This is a genomic window from Leptospira abararensis, assembly GCF_016918735.1.
GTDB lineage: Bacteria > Spirochaetota > Leptospiria > Leptospirales > Leptospiraceae > Leptospira_A > Leptospira_A abararensis.
Genome location: NZ_JAFFPR010000029.1, coordinates 53,387 through 67,267 on the forward strand (window position 1 = coordinate 53,387; position 13,881 = coordinate 67,267).

Below are 13,881 nucleotides of genomic sequence, written 5' to 3' on the forward strand. Positions count from 1 at the left end.
GGAGCGTATAGCGCGGTCGAGTATACTAAAAAATTTCGATCACCTAACTAATTCGAGGCGCCCTTCTTTGATTCCTAAACATCTCTGCATCCAGTCCCATGTTTCTTTTGGTCTTTCAAAAGGAAAAAAATGAGTGAACCCAGGGAAGATGGTGACATCAGACTTCGGATGCACTTTGGCGAGGAGATTTGCATACTTAGGACTACAGACTTCAAAGTTTTCTGGAATGGCAATGTGGTTTTCTGTTTTGATGCCGTAGAAGTTTTTGAAGACATGAAAATGAGCATGTCCAAAGATCCTTGCTTCGACTTTTGGATCACAACAAAGTTTGACTTCCTGTTCATGACCTGTATTTGTAAAACAAGAGTTTAGATAATCTTCGAAGATAGAAGGTTCGAAGTTGGCAAAGGCAGGAAATTTTCGAAACGACCGCCTAACAAGTTCTATAGATTTAAAATGAGTCCTTCTTTTTTTGGCACCTCTTGCAAGTGGATTCTCTAGAAATTTTGAAAGAAGGATGAGTTTCCAACCGAGGATCACAGGATCCATCGCCAGAACCTTTTCAAAACGAGAGGGCTCTTTAGCGGCAGCAAGGAGAGAAGAGGCTCCTCCGAGTGAGTGACCAATGATATTTGTTTTTTCAATGGATTCGTGGTCGAGGAGTGCTAAGATCTGGTCTCGAAAGACATTCCAATTATGAAATTTTAAACTAAACTCGGAACGACCATGTCCCAAAAAATCAGGAGCAATCACTCTGTAGTGTTTTGATAACAATGGAAAATAATAATTGTAACAGCCGGCACTATAGCCATTGGCATGACAGAAAACGAGAACAGGACCCGGAGTTTCCGAATCTAAGTAGGCACATTCCCAGTTTCTGAACCGAAAGGATTTTTGTTTCATTTTTCTATTTGACCCTTCCCGATTTAGATCGGATTTTGTCTCTATCCCATGCAATTCCAGGTCATCCTCTTCTTCTGTATAGCCGTATTCTTCAATGCATTAGCTAATATTTTAATCAAATCCTCTTCCTTACAAGATCAAACAAAAACTTTGTCAGGTGGCCTTTGGGATACATTCTTTACTGTGTTTAATCCTTATTTCATAGGTGGGCTTGCAAGTTTTGGATTGGCATTACTTGGATACCGGTATGTTTTGGGTAAAGGTTTAAAACTTTCTCTCGCCTATCCTGCGTTTACTTCTAGTGGGTTTATCATTGTGCTTATTGCATCCTCTATTTTTTTTAAAGAAAGATTAAACTTAACTCAATGGTTAGGAATTGCATTTATATTAGTAGGTGTTTGGCTTACCGCCTTGCAAATGTTTGATGTTAAATCGTAAATCTTGAAACGTAAATCTGTTACTATAAAACTAAAAACATTACTTTTTCTTTTTTCTTTTCTTTTCTGTTTTCTTTGTAAAAAAACAGATTCCACAACAGACATGGAATCTGTTTCGTCTAGCATACAGAAACGCCCCAATGTACTTTGGATTGTGATAGATTCGCTTCGTGGAGATATCATCGGTCGTTATGGAGTGACTCCGCATTTGGATTTGTTTCAAAAAAATGCGATCAACTTCCAATACCATTTGGTCAATGCAGCATGGACTAGGCCATCCACTCTGGTTTTTTTTACAGGGAAATATGCTTCCGCAAATCCTGTTAATTTTTGGGATTATCCAACCACAAAATCGGAAGTGGAAGCATTTTATCGGAGTGAAAAATATCCTCTACCTAAGTTATTAAAAGACTATTCGTTTATTACTTATATGGTAGGAAATAATCCATTTTTAACTGATAAGTTTGGGCTTGGTGTTGATGTCGGTTTTGATTCGTTATATGATTTTTCTAATTATAGCGAAGATACAAAAAAAATTACTCAGAAAACATTCGAAGTATTGGATGAAATCTCCACGCAAAAAAAACCTTTTTTCCTTTTTTTAAACTATAACGATCCTCACAAACCTTATACGCCACCACCAGGATTTACCAATCGAATCCAGACCAAAGAAGTATTGGATGAAAAGAAAATGAATTACCTGGGAGAAGTCGCCTTTGTAGATGAAGAGTTGGGAAAAGTCTTTCTGGAACTTAAAACCAAAAATCTCTGGGATAACACTCTCATTCTAATCACTGCCGATCATGGAGAGGTGATGCATAGTGCCCATGCGATCTCTCCCTTCACGGGGACTAATACATACTATGGTCATGGGCAGGATTTGTTTTTGGAAAATATCCATGTACCGCTGCTCCTTAAATTGCCTGGTTCAACTTTGAAAGATTCAATTTCTTCAATGACAAGATCCATTGATTTATTTCCAACGGTTCTTGATTATTGTGGACTTCCCATTCCTAAGTCCATCCAAGGAAAATCTCTCAAACCTTTAATCGAAAATCAAGAGACCACCAAACGAACATATTACGGAGAAACTAGATTTACGCAAGGGTATGGAGAAGGATCGGAGTTCCTTTTGCAAAAGTCTTATCGGTTTCATGAAGTCGGAAAGTTTTGGTTAGGTTCTGTGGGAAGTGAGTTTTATTTGTATTCGGATGCCAAAAAAGATCCTAACCAAGAAAATCCATTACGTATCTCTAATATTTCAGCCATAGGCGATATGAAATTAAATCCATCTCTGGAAAAGAAAATTCTGCGGTTTTGGAAACAAATTCGTTCTATGGAACCAAAACTTCCCATGTATCATCTTTCGATCCAACCAAAATCAACGGATTCAAAAATACAAATTCGAGTTCCTAGTGGGACGATTCGAATGGCGACTCTGCCAGAAGGCCTTATTATTGATGAGAAAGGAAAATTGGTAGAGATTCATACTAATCGAACCAAGGCCTTTGAAATTAGTTTTGAAGTGTATCCCGATGTCAGTTTTCCAGAATTTAATATATGGTTTTCTAATCAGCAAATCCCGAAATCTGAAATTTTTACGGGATACTTTGGTGTGAGTATGGCTTCCTGTAAAACCAACTGTGATCTGTTATACGAGTCAGGCCCACAAAGACCAATCCTCCACCCAGATGCAAAAGTTTATTTTTGGAAAGAGGGGGGACAAAAAAAATCTTACTCTTCTAAACAAGAGTTAGGAACCGATGCTTTGGAGATTCTAAAGAAACAAGGATATGTGCAGTAGTATCTACTATTTGGTTTTTACCAATTGGTAATAGAATCCATTCAATCATTGTCTTGGTTTGTGGCAGATACTGAAGGTAATGACTCCCCATTCACTCCTGCGCCACCACCACTTAAGGAACCAAAAAGAATCGAATAAGCCATATTTCCATCAACAAGGAAATCATCAACTCCCGTAAGGACAACGTTTTGGAAGGTATTCCAGTCGCTGGAGGTAAATACCAAACTAGAAACTGAGGAGGTTCCTTCAGTAGGATTGGAACTTGAAATAGGAATGGTGACATTAGAAACTGGTCGTGCCCGCAATCGCATTTGGAACCTGGACTGGCCACCAATCTCCGTAGTGATCAAGTTAGGTGAGTTGACGATGCCTCCAGAACTATTGGGTGATGTTCCGCAAACATTCATTGGATTCGGGTCAGTGCAAGGAATGATATCATAAATATAATTGATATGGTTTCCGTTGATAGATAAAGGTGTGAGTGCACTGTAGATTGCTGATGGTGTAAACCCAGTGCCCGTTTCTCCCGAAGTCACAACAGATGCGATTGTGTAACCCACATCTCCCACTGCGGCGGTATCGAGTCCAGTAACAGTGACTAGTTGTCCTGATCCAAAATTACTTGGTGTGAATGTAAGTGGTCCCGTCGGAAAACTTACTAGGCCGCCAGGTGAAGTACTGAAGTTCACAGTGATATTGGCTGTGGGTTGTGAGTCTAAATGAATATAAAATTCAGAAGAGGCACCTGATTGGGAAGTGATCACTGTCGCTGGTGAAAATCCAGAAGTAGTGATTCCTGCACTGTCATTATCATTTAAAGTGAGCATTGGATAGTTCGCGGAAGGGTAAGGATTTACTCCATTATAAAATCCATCAGAGGAAGAGAGGATTCCCACAACAATAGGACAAGATACATTCCCATCATCGACTGCATCGTCATTTGGGGTCACAGTGATTGTGTTATGCGCTCCGATCGTATTCCAATTGGCACTGGTGATAGTCACAGAACTTGCGGAGATTGAAAATTGTGGGACAGTTGGGCTTACAACAAGTTCACATGGAAAAGTAGTGGTTAGAGAAACCGGAACCATGACATCATCTGTGGGTGCTTGACTCAGTAAAATATAGATGGGAAAGGCGGAGGAATTTTCTGCCCGCGTTAGATTGGTTGGAGTGACTATAGTGACTGCGTTCTCGGAAATGCTATAGTTGAGAATTGTGGCTGTATCTCCCGTACTTCCCACAAAACTAACATACCAGGAAGGAGAGGAACCTGTTTCTGTTCCATTCACAGTCACCGTATAACTTATGTTCCCGTCAGTTAAGACATCAGAAACTCCTTGGATTTCTACTGGAACCGAAGTGCTCCAATTGGTTTCATTAAAAATATATTGCTTGGAGCTAACGGGAGTTCCTCCATCATTAATCATCCCTTCTGTAGTATCAGAAGTGGCCACTGTCACAGTAACTTGGTTTCCAGTAAGAGGCCGACTTCCCAGTCTTAGGCTATACATTGCAGATTGTCCAGCTTCGGTTGTAAAGTAGGGTTGTCCTGCATCTAAGGTAAATAAAATACTGGGGGATGGATTATCATCATCATCGATATTAACAGTGATGTCTGAAGGGTTCATACCTTCATAATCAGTTCCTGATCCCGAAATTGCACCTAACGTAAGTGTATGGGTTCTTGTCGCTATTTCGTTAATCGAATCGTTGGTGACCATAACGGTTACAGTTTGTGTGGTAGAATAATTGGTATGAGTGAAGGTAAGGCTCGCTGGTGAGAATGTGTATTGAACCGAATCGGGTAAGTTGAAAGTTTCACCCGTGATCGGAATGGTGACAGAACCCGAAGTACAAGCTGCCAAATTGCCGGGACTGTCACAAGGAGCCGAATTCAAACGAACTGTGAAGGTTCCATCACTTCCTCCTTCGGTCAGATTCAAGGTTGTAGAAGAGATGGTGAAACCAACCGTATCGTTGTCTGTGACTGTGACCACCAAATTTCCGCTAGCTTCTGTATATCCGGGAAGAGCGCCTGTAGGATAAAGTCCAGTAAAATAAGATCCACTTGCTTGAGGGATATGAATGGTTACGGGAAGATTTCCATCATCAAAGGAATCAGATACCGAACGAAGGGTCACCACTTGCACCACATCCCAACCGCTGTCACTGGTACTGCCTGAATAACTTGCGGCCTGTCCGTTTGTGGGAGTAAAGGTAAGGGTACGCGATGGTGCAACTCCCGCAGAACTATCTAGTAACACGGCTTCGGTTCCATCCGAAGAGGTGATGGGACCAATCGTTACATTGGAATTCGGTTTTAAAGAAAGTCTGATTTCGAAGGTAATGGTAGAACTTCCATTTTCTACAATCGAAGATGCGGATAGGTTTTGAATTCGAACCAGAGGTTCATTGCTATCAGTATTGATGGCAGTGACTGCCGGAATGGAGATAGAATTGTATTTGGGATCTGTAGAGGATGAATTTCCAAAAGAAATATTTACATTTTGATCCCCATCGTCTGATCCATCTAACACGGATGTAATGGTTACGGTTTGAGGTGTATTCCAGTTCCCTGTAGTAAAGTTTAAAGAAGAGGGTGAAACTGTGATTTCTGAAGTATTACTGGATGTGATACTTGGTATACTCACCGAGTTTGTCGGCTGTGAATTCAAAACCACGGTAAACGTTTCTGTAAAAGGGGTTCCGTTTTCATGAACCACAAGCCCACCCACAGGTGTGGCTGTAAATCCTGCCGTGTCATCGTCTGTCACAAGAATGGTAACTTGCGTGGGTGGTGTTACCGAGTTGTATACGGGATCTGCAGAACCGCCTGTATCGACAGTTCCAAATTGTAAAGTAACGGTCCTTGTATCTTCATCAATCGAATTGTTGTTCGTTGTGATATTGACAAATTGATCTACATTCCAATTGGCATTGGTAAAAGTTAGATTTGAGGTGCTGGCATTGGTGATAGAATGGTTTTCTGAAATTCCTGTAAGTGTTACTGTAAAGCCAGGGGGTGGTTGAGAAGAAAGATGGATAGCAAAGGAAAGTGTTCCGCCATTTTCTGAAATGGTCAAACTCCCTGGTGTTGTGATAACAAATCCGGGAACATCATCATCAGTATTGGTAACAGAAGGAAAAACTGGTCCCGCCAAACCATTGTAATCTGCATCTGCGGACGTTGCTGCACCCGTTACAATTGAAACCGTCTTTGGTCCATCCACAATAAAATCATCTACTCCTGTCACAGTGACAATTTTTGGAGTGAACCATTCTCCTGGTGCAAAGGTAAGCGAAGAGGGAGAAGCTGTAGATTCAGAACTCGGTGTGGCCACGATAGATGGGATTGTCACTGAGTTTGTTGGGAGTGTATTCATTACCACAGCAAAACTGACTGCTCCTCCGGCTTCTGTTGTGGTAAGCCCAGATAAATTGACCACAGTAAAACCTGCCACATCATCATCTACATTCGTTCCCGTTATGATCGGAACTGGTTTTCCTAAGTAAGCGGGATCGTTGGATACAGTGGCATCGGCAGAAATTTGAAATGTACTTTCATCCACACTAAAGTCGTCCACACCAGTAATTGTAACAGTTTGAGGCACATCCCAATTGTTAGGTGTAAAAACAAGTTCTACTGCTGCCACAGTGGCTTCGGTGGTATCATTCGAAACAAAGTTTCTAATATAGACATCCTGCATGGGCCTTGTTTGTAAAACATAAGCAATGGTTCCCGTTTCCCCCGTTTCGGAAGTGATAAGGCCAAGAGTGGGACTTGCAGCCACTCCGGAAGATTCGTTGTCAGTATTCACTACAAGTAACACAGGAAGTCCTTGTGTGGAGAACCGAATATCGGATGAAAACATAGTTCCCAATTGGACTCTGTAGTTTTGATTTCCATCAGCAATCAAATCATCCACTCCCGCTAAACGAATGTTTTGTGGTATGTCCCAATTATCCTCTGTAAATTCTATGAAAGTAGCAGATAAAAGAACTCCTTCTGTGGAATCAGAGACAGCTATTGGGCCAATTCTTACTGAACTGTTAGGCTCTATGTTCAAACGAACTGCGAATTCTGCTTGTCTTCCATTTTCACTCGTAAATAAAAAATTTGGAGTATCGTATATTACAGATCCTTGCCCGGTTGTGGATGCAAAGAAAGAACCGAATAACATCTGTAGATTAAGTGGTGTTATGGATTGGCAGGATACAGAGAGAGTGGAGAGAACGAGAAAAATGATGGAAATACAGACCCTGAACATGATTCCCTTTTGTCCTCGTTTGCCTTCCAATTAGGGTTCTCCCTTTATATATTACGAGAAAAATACCCTAAATCAGAAAAAAATTTCCAGGATATGCAATAAACAAAAATGAGCAAAAATCAAAATCAAACTTCTAAGGGACCACTTGCTGGTGTGAAAGTAGTCGACTTATCTTTACTCCTACCGGGCCCTCTCTGTTCCCAACACTTAGCGGATATGGGAGCCGAGGTCATTAAAATTGAAAACCCGAGGGCCTATGATGGATCTCGCGCGATGTTCAAAGGAAAAACAGGGTACCCGGCCTTGTATATGATGCTCAATCGAAATAAAAAAGCGATCACTCTGAATTTAAAAAGAGAATCTGCGAAAGAAATTCTCTTCAAACTTTTGGAAGATGCTGATATTTTACTCGAAGGTTTTCGCCCCGATGGAATGGATAAGATGGGAATAGGATATGATGTCTTAAAAGAAAAATTCCCGCGTTTGATTTACTGTGGAATTTCTGGCTATGGTATCTCGGGTAAGTACGTAGACTTTGCAGGACATGATTTAAACTATCTTGCGATCTCAGGAGTCCTTGACCAAACAGGAAATCCTCCAAGGCCTGCTGGTTTTCAATTGGCTGATGTGGGAGGAGGAACACTCACCGCGCTTTCTGCCATTCTTGCAGCCCTTTATTATCGAGAAAAAACAGGCAAAGGACAACGCATAGATATTTCTATGACAGATGCCTCTCTCCAATTTCTTTCGTTATACGGTGGGATTTTGTCAGCCTCGGATACTTCTCCCGAAGCAGGGAATGATATATTATCTGGTAAATTACCGAATTATAATGTGTATGAAACCAAAGAAGGAAGGCACGTGGCACTCGGTGCTTTGGAAGATATGTTCTTTCAAACTTTTTTACGGGCAGCAGGAATGGAAAACCTTACCAAAGACCATCCCATGAACGAAGAAAACATTCCTCTCATTAAACAGAAGTTAGCTGATTTTTTTAAATCAAAAACTTATGCTGATTTACAACCTATCTTTGATAATACAGATGCTTGTCTTTCTCCCATTTTGAATATGAAGGAAATAACGCAAGACCCGCATATGAAAGATCGGGGAATGGTATTCGAAAGAAACCATCCCAAATACGGCCCCATCCTTCAATTTGGTTCTCCCTTCCATTTTTCAGAAACCCCATTTTCTTACAGAAATGATCCGCCAGAACACGGGGAACATACAGAGGAGATTTTGGGTGGTTTGGGTTATCCCAAAGAAAAAATTGCAGAGTTCAAAAAAGACAGGGTAATTTAACCGCTCCTTGCTTTTTTTTCGTAATTTCTTTATTTTGTCCCAGGGGGGAGGTAAAATCTCCCCTAATCATACAATATGAAGTTATTACAAGTTTCTGACCTCCATCTTTCCCAAAGTTCCAAAGACGAAAAAAACTATTCCATAGCTGTTCTCGGTGAAATCTTAATTACCGCCGAACAAACAAAATGCGATCGCATTTTATTTTGTGGGGATCTTTTTAATACCTTTCCTGATTTAGAAGGGCTTCGGTCGGAGTTCTTAAAACTAGTCTCTTCCTATTCCGGTCTTGTGTATTTTCTTCCCGGGAACCATGAAATTCTGGAGAAAAAAGGAAATAACAACCGTTACGTGGATTATGATTGGTCCACAAAAGTAAAGGTCCTAGACGAAACTCCTTATTTTTTATTTGAGGATTCAGGGATCGAGTTTGTATCCATTCCTCACCAAGAGAATTATTCTGGATTGTTATTATCACCTCCACCACCTAAACAAACCAAAGTTCGGATCGGTCTTGCGCATGGTACGGTTCCTGGAATGAGTTTTACGGGACTGAGTGAGGAGGAAGAAGAAGGTGGCTCGTATCTTGATCCCCATCTCATCCAAAACTTAGGATTGGATTATCTTGCGATTGGACATCTCCACCGTGCTCGAATGGGGGCTGTTGGAAACTGTAGCGTTGGTTATGCGGGTTCTTCTCGTGTATGGAGAAAAGGAGAATTGGGGCCAAGGGGTGGGATTTTTATCCATATCGATGAATCCAAGGTTCGCACAGAACCTGTGTATTGGAAAGAGGCTGGTGAGTACAGAGAGATATTAGTATCTTTGGATACCGAAGGAAAACCAGAAGAGAATATCGAAACATATTTGGAAGGAACAAGTCCCAAAGATTGGATTGTGTTTCGTTTTGCAGGATATGTAGACTCGATGACAGAAAAACAAAAATTCCAAGAATCGGTTCTTCGGGAATGGAAATCAAAGTTCCGTATCTTAGAATTTGATCCTGATGAATCGCAAATCACTGTGATCCAACATTTGTCTGAAAATGAATTTGTAAAACAATTCCTAGACAAAATGAATGAAAGAAAGGACCAAATGGATCCCATTCTTTGGAGACAGACTCGAGTCACGGGGATTCGATTGATCTTAGAAGGAAAGAAAAACCGATGAAATTAAAATTAGAAAACTTCGGACTCTTTTCCAAAAAAGAATTCCCAATCGAAAAAGTGACTGTCTTCACAGGTCCGAATGAATCTGGAAAAACTACCATCCTAGATGCCTTTGTCTCTGCCCTTGTGAAAGTGGTCGGTAGTACAAAGTATGGCGCAGTACTGAATACCAGATACAAAGCTGAGCGAAGTTCTGATTTAGGAATTTCCAAACTTTCGATTTCTCAAAATTTATATTTGAACTCTCTTGTGATCCGCGAAGGGAATATGGATGTGGGTTCGGAAAAGGAGCTGGTGAGTACCATCGAACAAACGATATTCGATAGTGGATACAATCCTTCTCAATTAAAAGAACAGGTGGAACAACTTTCGGCCAAATCGGGAACGAGAAAATCTGCCAAAGAATGGAATTTAGCGTTATCTGAATTCATGGCCGCCAAACAAAAATTTGATGCTTCTGAGTTGGCTTTAAATAAAATCTCTTCTCAATTTGCAGATCTACCTGTATGGGAAACGGACCGCAAAAAACTAAAAGAAACTTTGGCATTGAATCTTAACGATCAAACCAAACTTAAAAAACAATTAGAAGAGATTCGCCAAACGGAAGAACACAGTGAAGCCGATCGTATTTATACCCAACTATTACAATGGGAAACACTTGAATCACAATCAAAACTAGAAGAAAAAATCTTAAAGTCTGATTGGGATAAAAAAGCAAAAACACTCGATGGCGAAATCAAATCCTTTGAACAAAAACTTTCCCTCTCCAAAGAAAGAATACAAACATCGGAGACGAGATGGGAGTCGTTCAAAGGACAAAAATCACAAGCAGACCAAAAATCTAAAAAACTAGAATCGTATTTTGATTATTTTGAAACTTGGAAACAAACCATTCGTAAGTTCCAAGAAGAATCTCCCGTGGTTCAAAAAACAGTTTGGAATCCATTATACAGAAGTTTGGCGGGAGGTTCAGGCGCATTAGGAATTTTTTCTCTGATTCTTTCCCTATTTTCAGAATTTGGTGTATGGATGTATTTTCTGCCTGCCATTCTGTTTGGTTTCTTTTTCTATTTTGTTTTTCGTGCCAAGGAGATCCAAGTCGAAAGAGATGAACCAAAGTGGATTGAAATGATTCGCCGAATCGCCAATGAGATGGAAACCAAAACCTTAGGCGAATGGAAACCAGATTCCCTCAGTATGGAATCATTATCTCTTACCTTTCAAAGATTCGATAGGGAATACACAAAACAAAAACTCGAATCAGAAAGCATTGTAACGGCAATGGTCACTCTCGAAGAAGAAATCACTCTTCTTCGAGCAGAAGATAAAAAAACAAATGAAATTCTATCGGAAAAAGAAAAAGAGTTAATCGGTATTTGGCGAGAGGCAGGCGTCCATTCTCTTTCGGAACTTTCCGAGTTGTATGTACAAATTCGATTGAAACAAGAAAAATTACACACCTTAACGGAATCTTTAAAATCAGAATCAAAAAAATGGGGAAGTACTGATTTAGGAGAATTGAAACTCAAACTAAAAGACAAACTCAGTGACTTAGAAAAAAAAGGAATTTCAAAATCTTTTTCTTCTGAAGACAGAGCCACCAAACAAAGATTAGAAAATGGAGTTCAAATCCTTTCCGATAAAATTCGTGATTTAGAACGCAACTTGGTGGAATTAGAAAAAAAATTAGATACAGGAAAGGCAGTTCTTGAATCACAAATGGTTCCGGCTCAAAAAGAATGGGACGGGGCCAAACGTGAATTAGAAACAAAAGAAAAATGGAAAAACGATTTGGAAAGAAACTTCCAAGCCTTGGAAGTTTTGTCTGAAGTGTTTTCTGAGATGCAAGTCGAAAGTACGGACAAAATGTCCTCACTAGTCAAGTCTTTACAAACAAGAATGGATGCTCTCAAAGGACCCCTTCCCGCAAAACAGATCCAATGGAATGGTTTTTCCGATGAGATTCAAATCACAACTGGTTCTTCTGAAGAAAGTTTGGCTTTTGCCAACCTTTCCACGGGAACCAAAGAACAAGTTTCTTATGTATTACGTTTGGAATATGCCTTTCGGATTGGAAAACAATTCAACTTGCCCTATCTTTTGTTAGATGAACCATTCCGCCATATGGATGAGGGCCGACGAGATTCTGCTTTGGCCTATACACTCCAGTGTATTGCTAGTGCAGAAGAAGATTGGAAGGTTGTGTTCTTTAGTTTTGATGGGGAACTTGTTTCTAAAATCAAAGAATTGGCAGCGGGGCTAAACCTCCCGTGCCAAATCCATGAATTGACTAAACCAGTTTCTTAGCTTCCGCAAGAACTGTATCGTAATTGGGTTCACTTCCAATTTCTGGTACAAGTTCTGTATACCGAATGATATCGTCTTTATCCACAACAAAGACAGCTCGTGCAGAAAGTCCTGCGAGCGGACCTGCAGCAATATGAGTTCCATAATTTTTAGAAAAAGAAAAATCTTTGAATTGCGATCCAGTGATTAGATTCTCAGAATCGATTCCTTCTGTGGAGCAAAAACGTTTCATTGCGAAGGGTAAGTCACCAGAAATAATGAGAGTTGTGATTCCATTTTCTTTGGCTGCTCTTTCATTGAACTTTTTAGTTTCCAAAGCACAAACAGCTGTATCCAAACTTGGAACTGCTACTAAAATTTTTACCTTACCTGCTAGGTCTTTTAATGTAAGATCACCTAAATCTTGTTTTGCGACTCGGAAGTCGGGTGCTTTGTCCCCTGGTTTGGGAAGGTTTCCTTCGAGTGGAACGGGATTTCCTTTGAGTGTGACTTGTGCCATTGTTATCTCCTTTGTATTTAGACTAATTCTATTCTTTCAGTGAATCGATTCTTCGGGAAGGATTTTTTCCATCCATTGTAAAGATTCCGTAAGTTCTCCATTGCGAATGGTTTCACTTAAAATTCGTACTCGGTCGAGGAGCCAGGCCGGCGAGAGTTCAGTGATGTCTCGAAAGGCCTCTAATTCTTCTTTGTTTAAAGTTCCATCAAATGAGGAACAAAGGGCAAAGAGTGCAATGGGCCATTTTCTTTCTTCCGTTGTTAGATTTTGGAAGGAATGTACAAACTCGGTCCAATCATCTAGATTAGTGAGTTTGTCCCTTTCTGGTAATAGGCCAATGAGCCCAAAAAGCAAGTATTCAAAGTTTGGGTGGAAGGTTTTTGTAAAAACAATGGAGAGAGCTACAGCTCGCACAGTTGATTCTATCAATGATTTAGTTCTCTCCTTTGATTTGATTTTTAACAACATCGCATGGGACAACTTTCTTGTAATGATTCGTTTGCGTAGTTCATACAAAATCATATAAGTGGTGACACTGTCCCAAATTCCTGTCACAGGCCCTGAAATATATTCGATTAAAAACCGAAGTCCCGTCCTTCCTAGAAAAACCTTTAACAGAAGTTTAGCGAAAATATTAGAAAGGAAAACTTTACTTTTATACAAAGCTGTTCGAAAGAATAAGGCCCTTTCATTTAAGTGTTTGTAAGGATCAATTCCATACAAACGGATCCTGGGGTCGGGAATTTCTAAAACTAAACGTGCCATCATTCCAGGAATGGGGGTGATGAGCTCTGGTTCTTCGGCAAGTGCAACATCCGCATACTTTGCCATCCGAAAGGAAAGATAAAATCCTAATCGAAAGAGGAGATAAAATTCAAGTACGGTTGCCAAAACCAAAAGGAAAAAAAAACCTAAAAGTGCAGGATAGGAGAGGGAATTTAGGGGCCAAAACGCGAGTGGGGGAAGATAAGTACAAAAATAAACAAAGGCAATGGAAGGCAAAAACCCAATCCAAAAAGACCAAAAAATGCCCCAAAGAAGGAGAGCTCGCGAATGGTAGGCAAAACTTTTCCCAGAATCTTCGAGTTTCCCCGAGCGAGAACCAATGGTGATGAGAACACGACGACCCCACTGTTCTAAAAAACCCGGTTTGTAACGTTCTGTACTCATATTTTTTGCAACCGATATCCTG

Annotated in this window: 9 protein-coding genes; 5 read left to right on the forward strand and 4 right to left on the reverse strand. The window is 40.3% G+C overall.

Annotation, left to right across the window (positions count from 1 at the left end):
* Positions 1-39: 39 nt before the first annotated feature.
* Positions 40-957, reverse strand: a complete 918-nt coding sequence (locus JWG40_RS10075) for an alpha/beta fold hydrolase (RefSeq protein ID WP_205285684.1) — start codon at positions 955-957, stop codon at positions 40-42.
* Here JWG40_RS10075 and JWG40_RS10080 point away from each other — a divergent pair.
* Both JWG40_RS10080 and JWG40_RS10085 read left to right on the forward strand, forming a co-directional pair.
* Positions 952-1,341, forward strand: a complete 390-nt coding sequence (locus tag JWG40_RS10080; RefSeq protein ID WP_205285685.1) for a DMT family transporter — start codon at positions 952-954, stop codon at positions 1,339-1,341. The two genes, JWG40_RS10075 and JWG40_RS10080, sit on opposite strands and share 6 nt — an antisense overlap.
* A gap of 3 nt (positions 1,342-1,344) precedes the next feature.
* Entirely contained in the window at positions 1,345-3,144 is a 1,800-nt protein-coding gene (locus tag JWG40_RS10085; protein WP_205285686.1) for a sulfatase, read from the forward strand.
* Positions 3,145-3,185: 41 nt separating this feature from the next.
* Here JWG40_RS10085 and JWG40_RS10090 read toward each other — a convergent pair whose 3' ends face one another.
* Entirely contained in the window at positions 3,186-7,415 is a 4,230-nt protein-coding gene (locus JWG40_RS10090) for a beta strand repeat-containing protein (protein WP_408611509.1), read from the reverse strand.
* A gap of 108 nt (positions 7,416-7,523) precedes the next feature.
* On the opposite strand from JWG40_RS10090, the gene JWG40_RS10095 reads away from it, so the two are divergent.
* The 3 genes from JWG40_RS10095 (at position 7,524) to JWG40_RS10105 (ending at position 12,190) form a co-directional block, all read left to right on the forward strand.
* Complete coding sequence (locus tag JWG40_RS10095) at positions 7,524-8,717, forward strand: CaiB/BaiF CoA transferase family protein (RefSeq protein ID WP_205285688.1); 1,194 nt, start codon at positions 7,524-7,526, stop codon at positions 8,715-8,717.
* A 75-nt stretch (positions 8,718-8,792) separates the two neighbouring features.
* Positions 8,793-9,884: a metallophosphoesterase family protein gene (locus tag JWG40_RS10100; protein WP_205285689.1), complete on the forward strand. Its 1,092-nt coding sequence runs from the start codon at positions 8,793-8,795 to the stop codon at positions 9,882-9,884.
* Complete coding sequence (locus tag JWG40_RS10105; RefSeq protein WP_205285690.1) at positions 9,881-12,190, forward strand: ATP-binding protein; 2,310 nt, start codon at positions 9,881-9,883, stop codon at positions 12,188-12,190. Before JWG40_RS10100 ends, JWG40_RS10105 begins: the two co-directional genes overlap by 4 nt.
* On the opposite strand, the gene tpx is transcribed toward JWG40_RS10105, so the two are convergent.
* Complete coding sequence (gene tpx, locus JWG40_RS10110) at positions 12,174-12,689, reverse strand: thiol peroxidase (RefSeq protein WP_015682126.1); 516 nt, start codon at positions 12,687-12,689, stop codon at positions 12,174-12,176. The genes JWG40_RS10105 and tpx overlap by 17 nt on opposite strands.
* A gap of 36 nt (positions 12,690-12,725) precedes the next feature.
* On the reverse strand, positions 12,726-13,859 hold the full coding sequence (locus tag JWG40_RS10115; RefSeq protein WP_205285691.1) for an LBF_2804 family protein: 1,134 nt from the start codon (positions 13,857-13,859) through the stop codon (positions 12,726-12,728).
* Positions 13,860-13,881 lie beyond the last annotated feature (22 nt).

Excerpts from the sequence above, each read along its gene's own strand:
- tpx (WP_015682126.1), bottom strand. The coding sequence starts at position 12,689 with ATGGCACAAGTCACACTCAAAGGAAATCCCGTTCCACTCGAAGGAAAC.
- JWG40_RS10090 (WP_408611509.1), bottom strand. The coding sequence starts at position 7,415 with ATGTTCAGGGTCTGTATTTCCATCATTTTTCTCGTTCTCTCCACTCTC.
- JWG40_RS10100 (WP_205285689.1), top strand. The coding sequence starts at position 8,793 with ATGAAGTTATTACAAGTTTCTGACCTCCATCTTTCCCAAAGTTCCAAA.
- JWG40_RS10115 (WP_205285691.1), bottom strand. The coding sequence starts at position 13,859 with ATGAGTACAGAACGTTACAAACCGGGTTTTTTAGAACAGTGGGGTCGT.
- JWG40_RS10080 (WP_205285685.1), top strand. The coding sequence starts at position 952 with ATGCAATTCCAGGTCATCCTCTTCTTCTGTATAGCCGTATTCTTCAAT.
- JWG40_RS10095 (WP_205285688.1), top strand. The coding sequence starts at position 7,524 with ATGAGCAAAAATCAAAATCAAACTTCTAAGGGACCACTTGCTGGTGTG.
- JWG40_RS10105 (WP_205285690.1), top strand. The coding sequence starts at position 9,881 with ATGAAATTAAAATTAGAAAACTTCGGACTCTTTTCCAAAAAAGAATTC.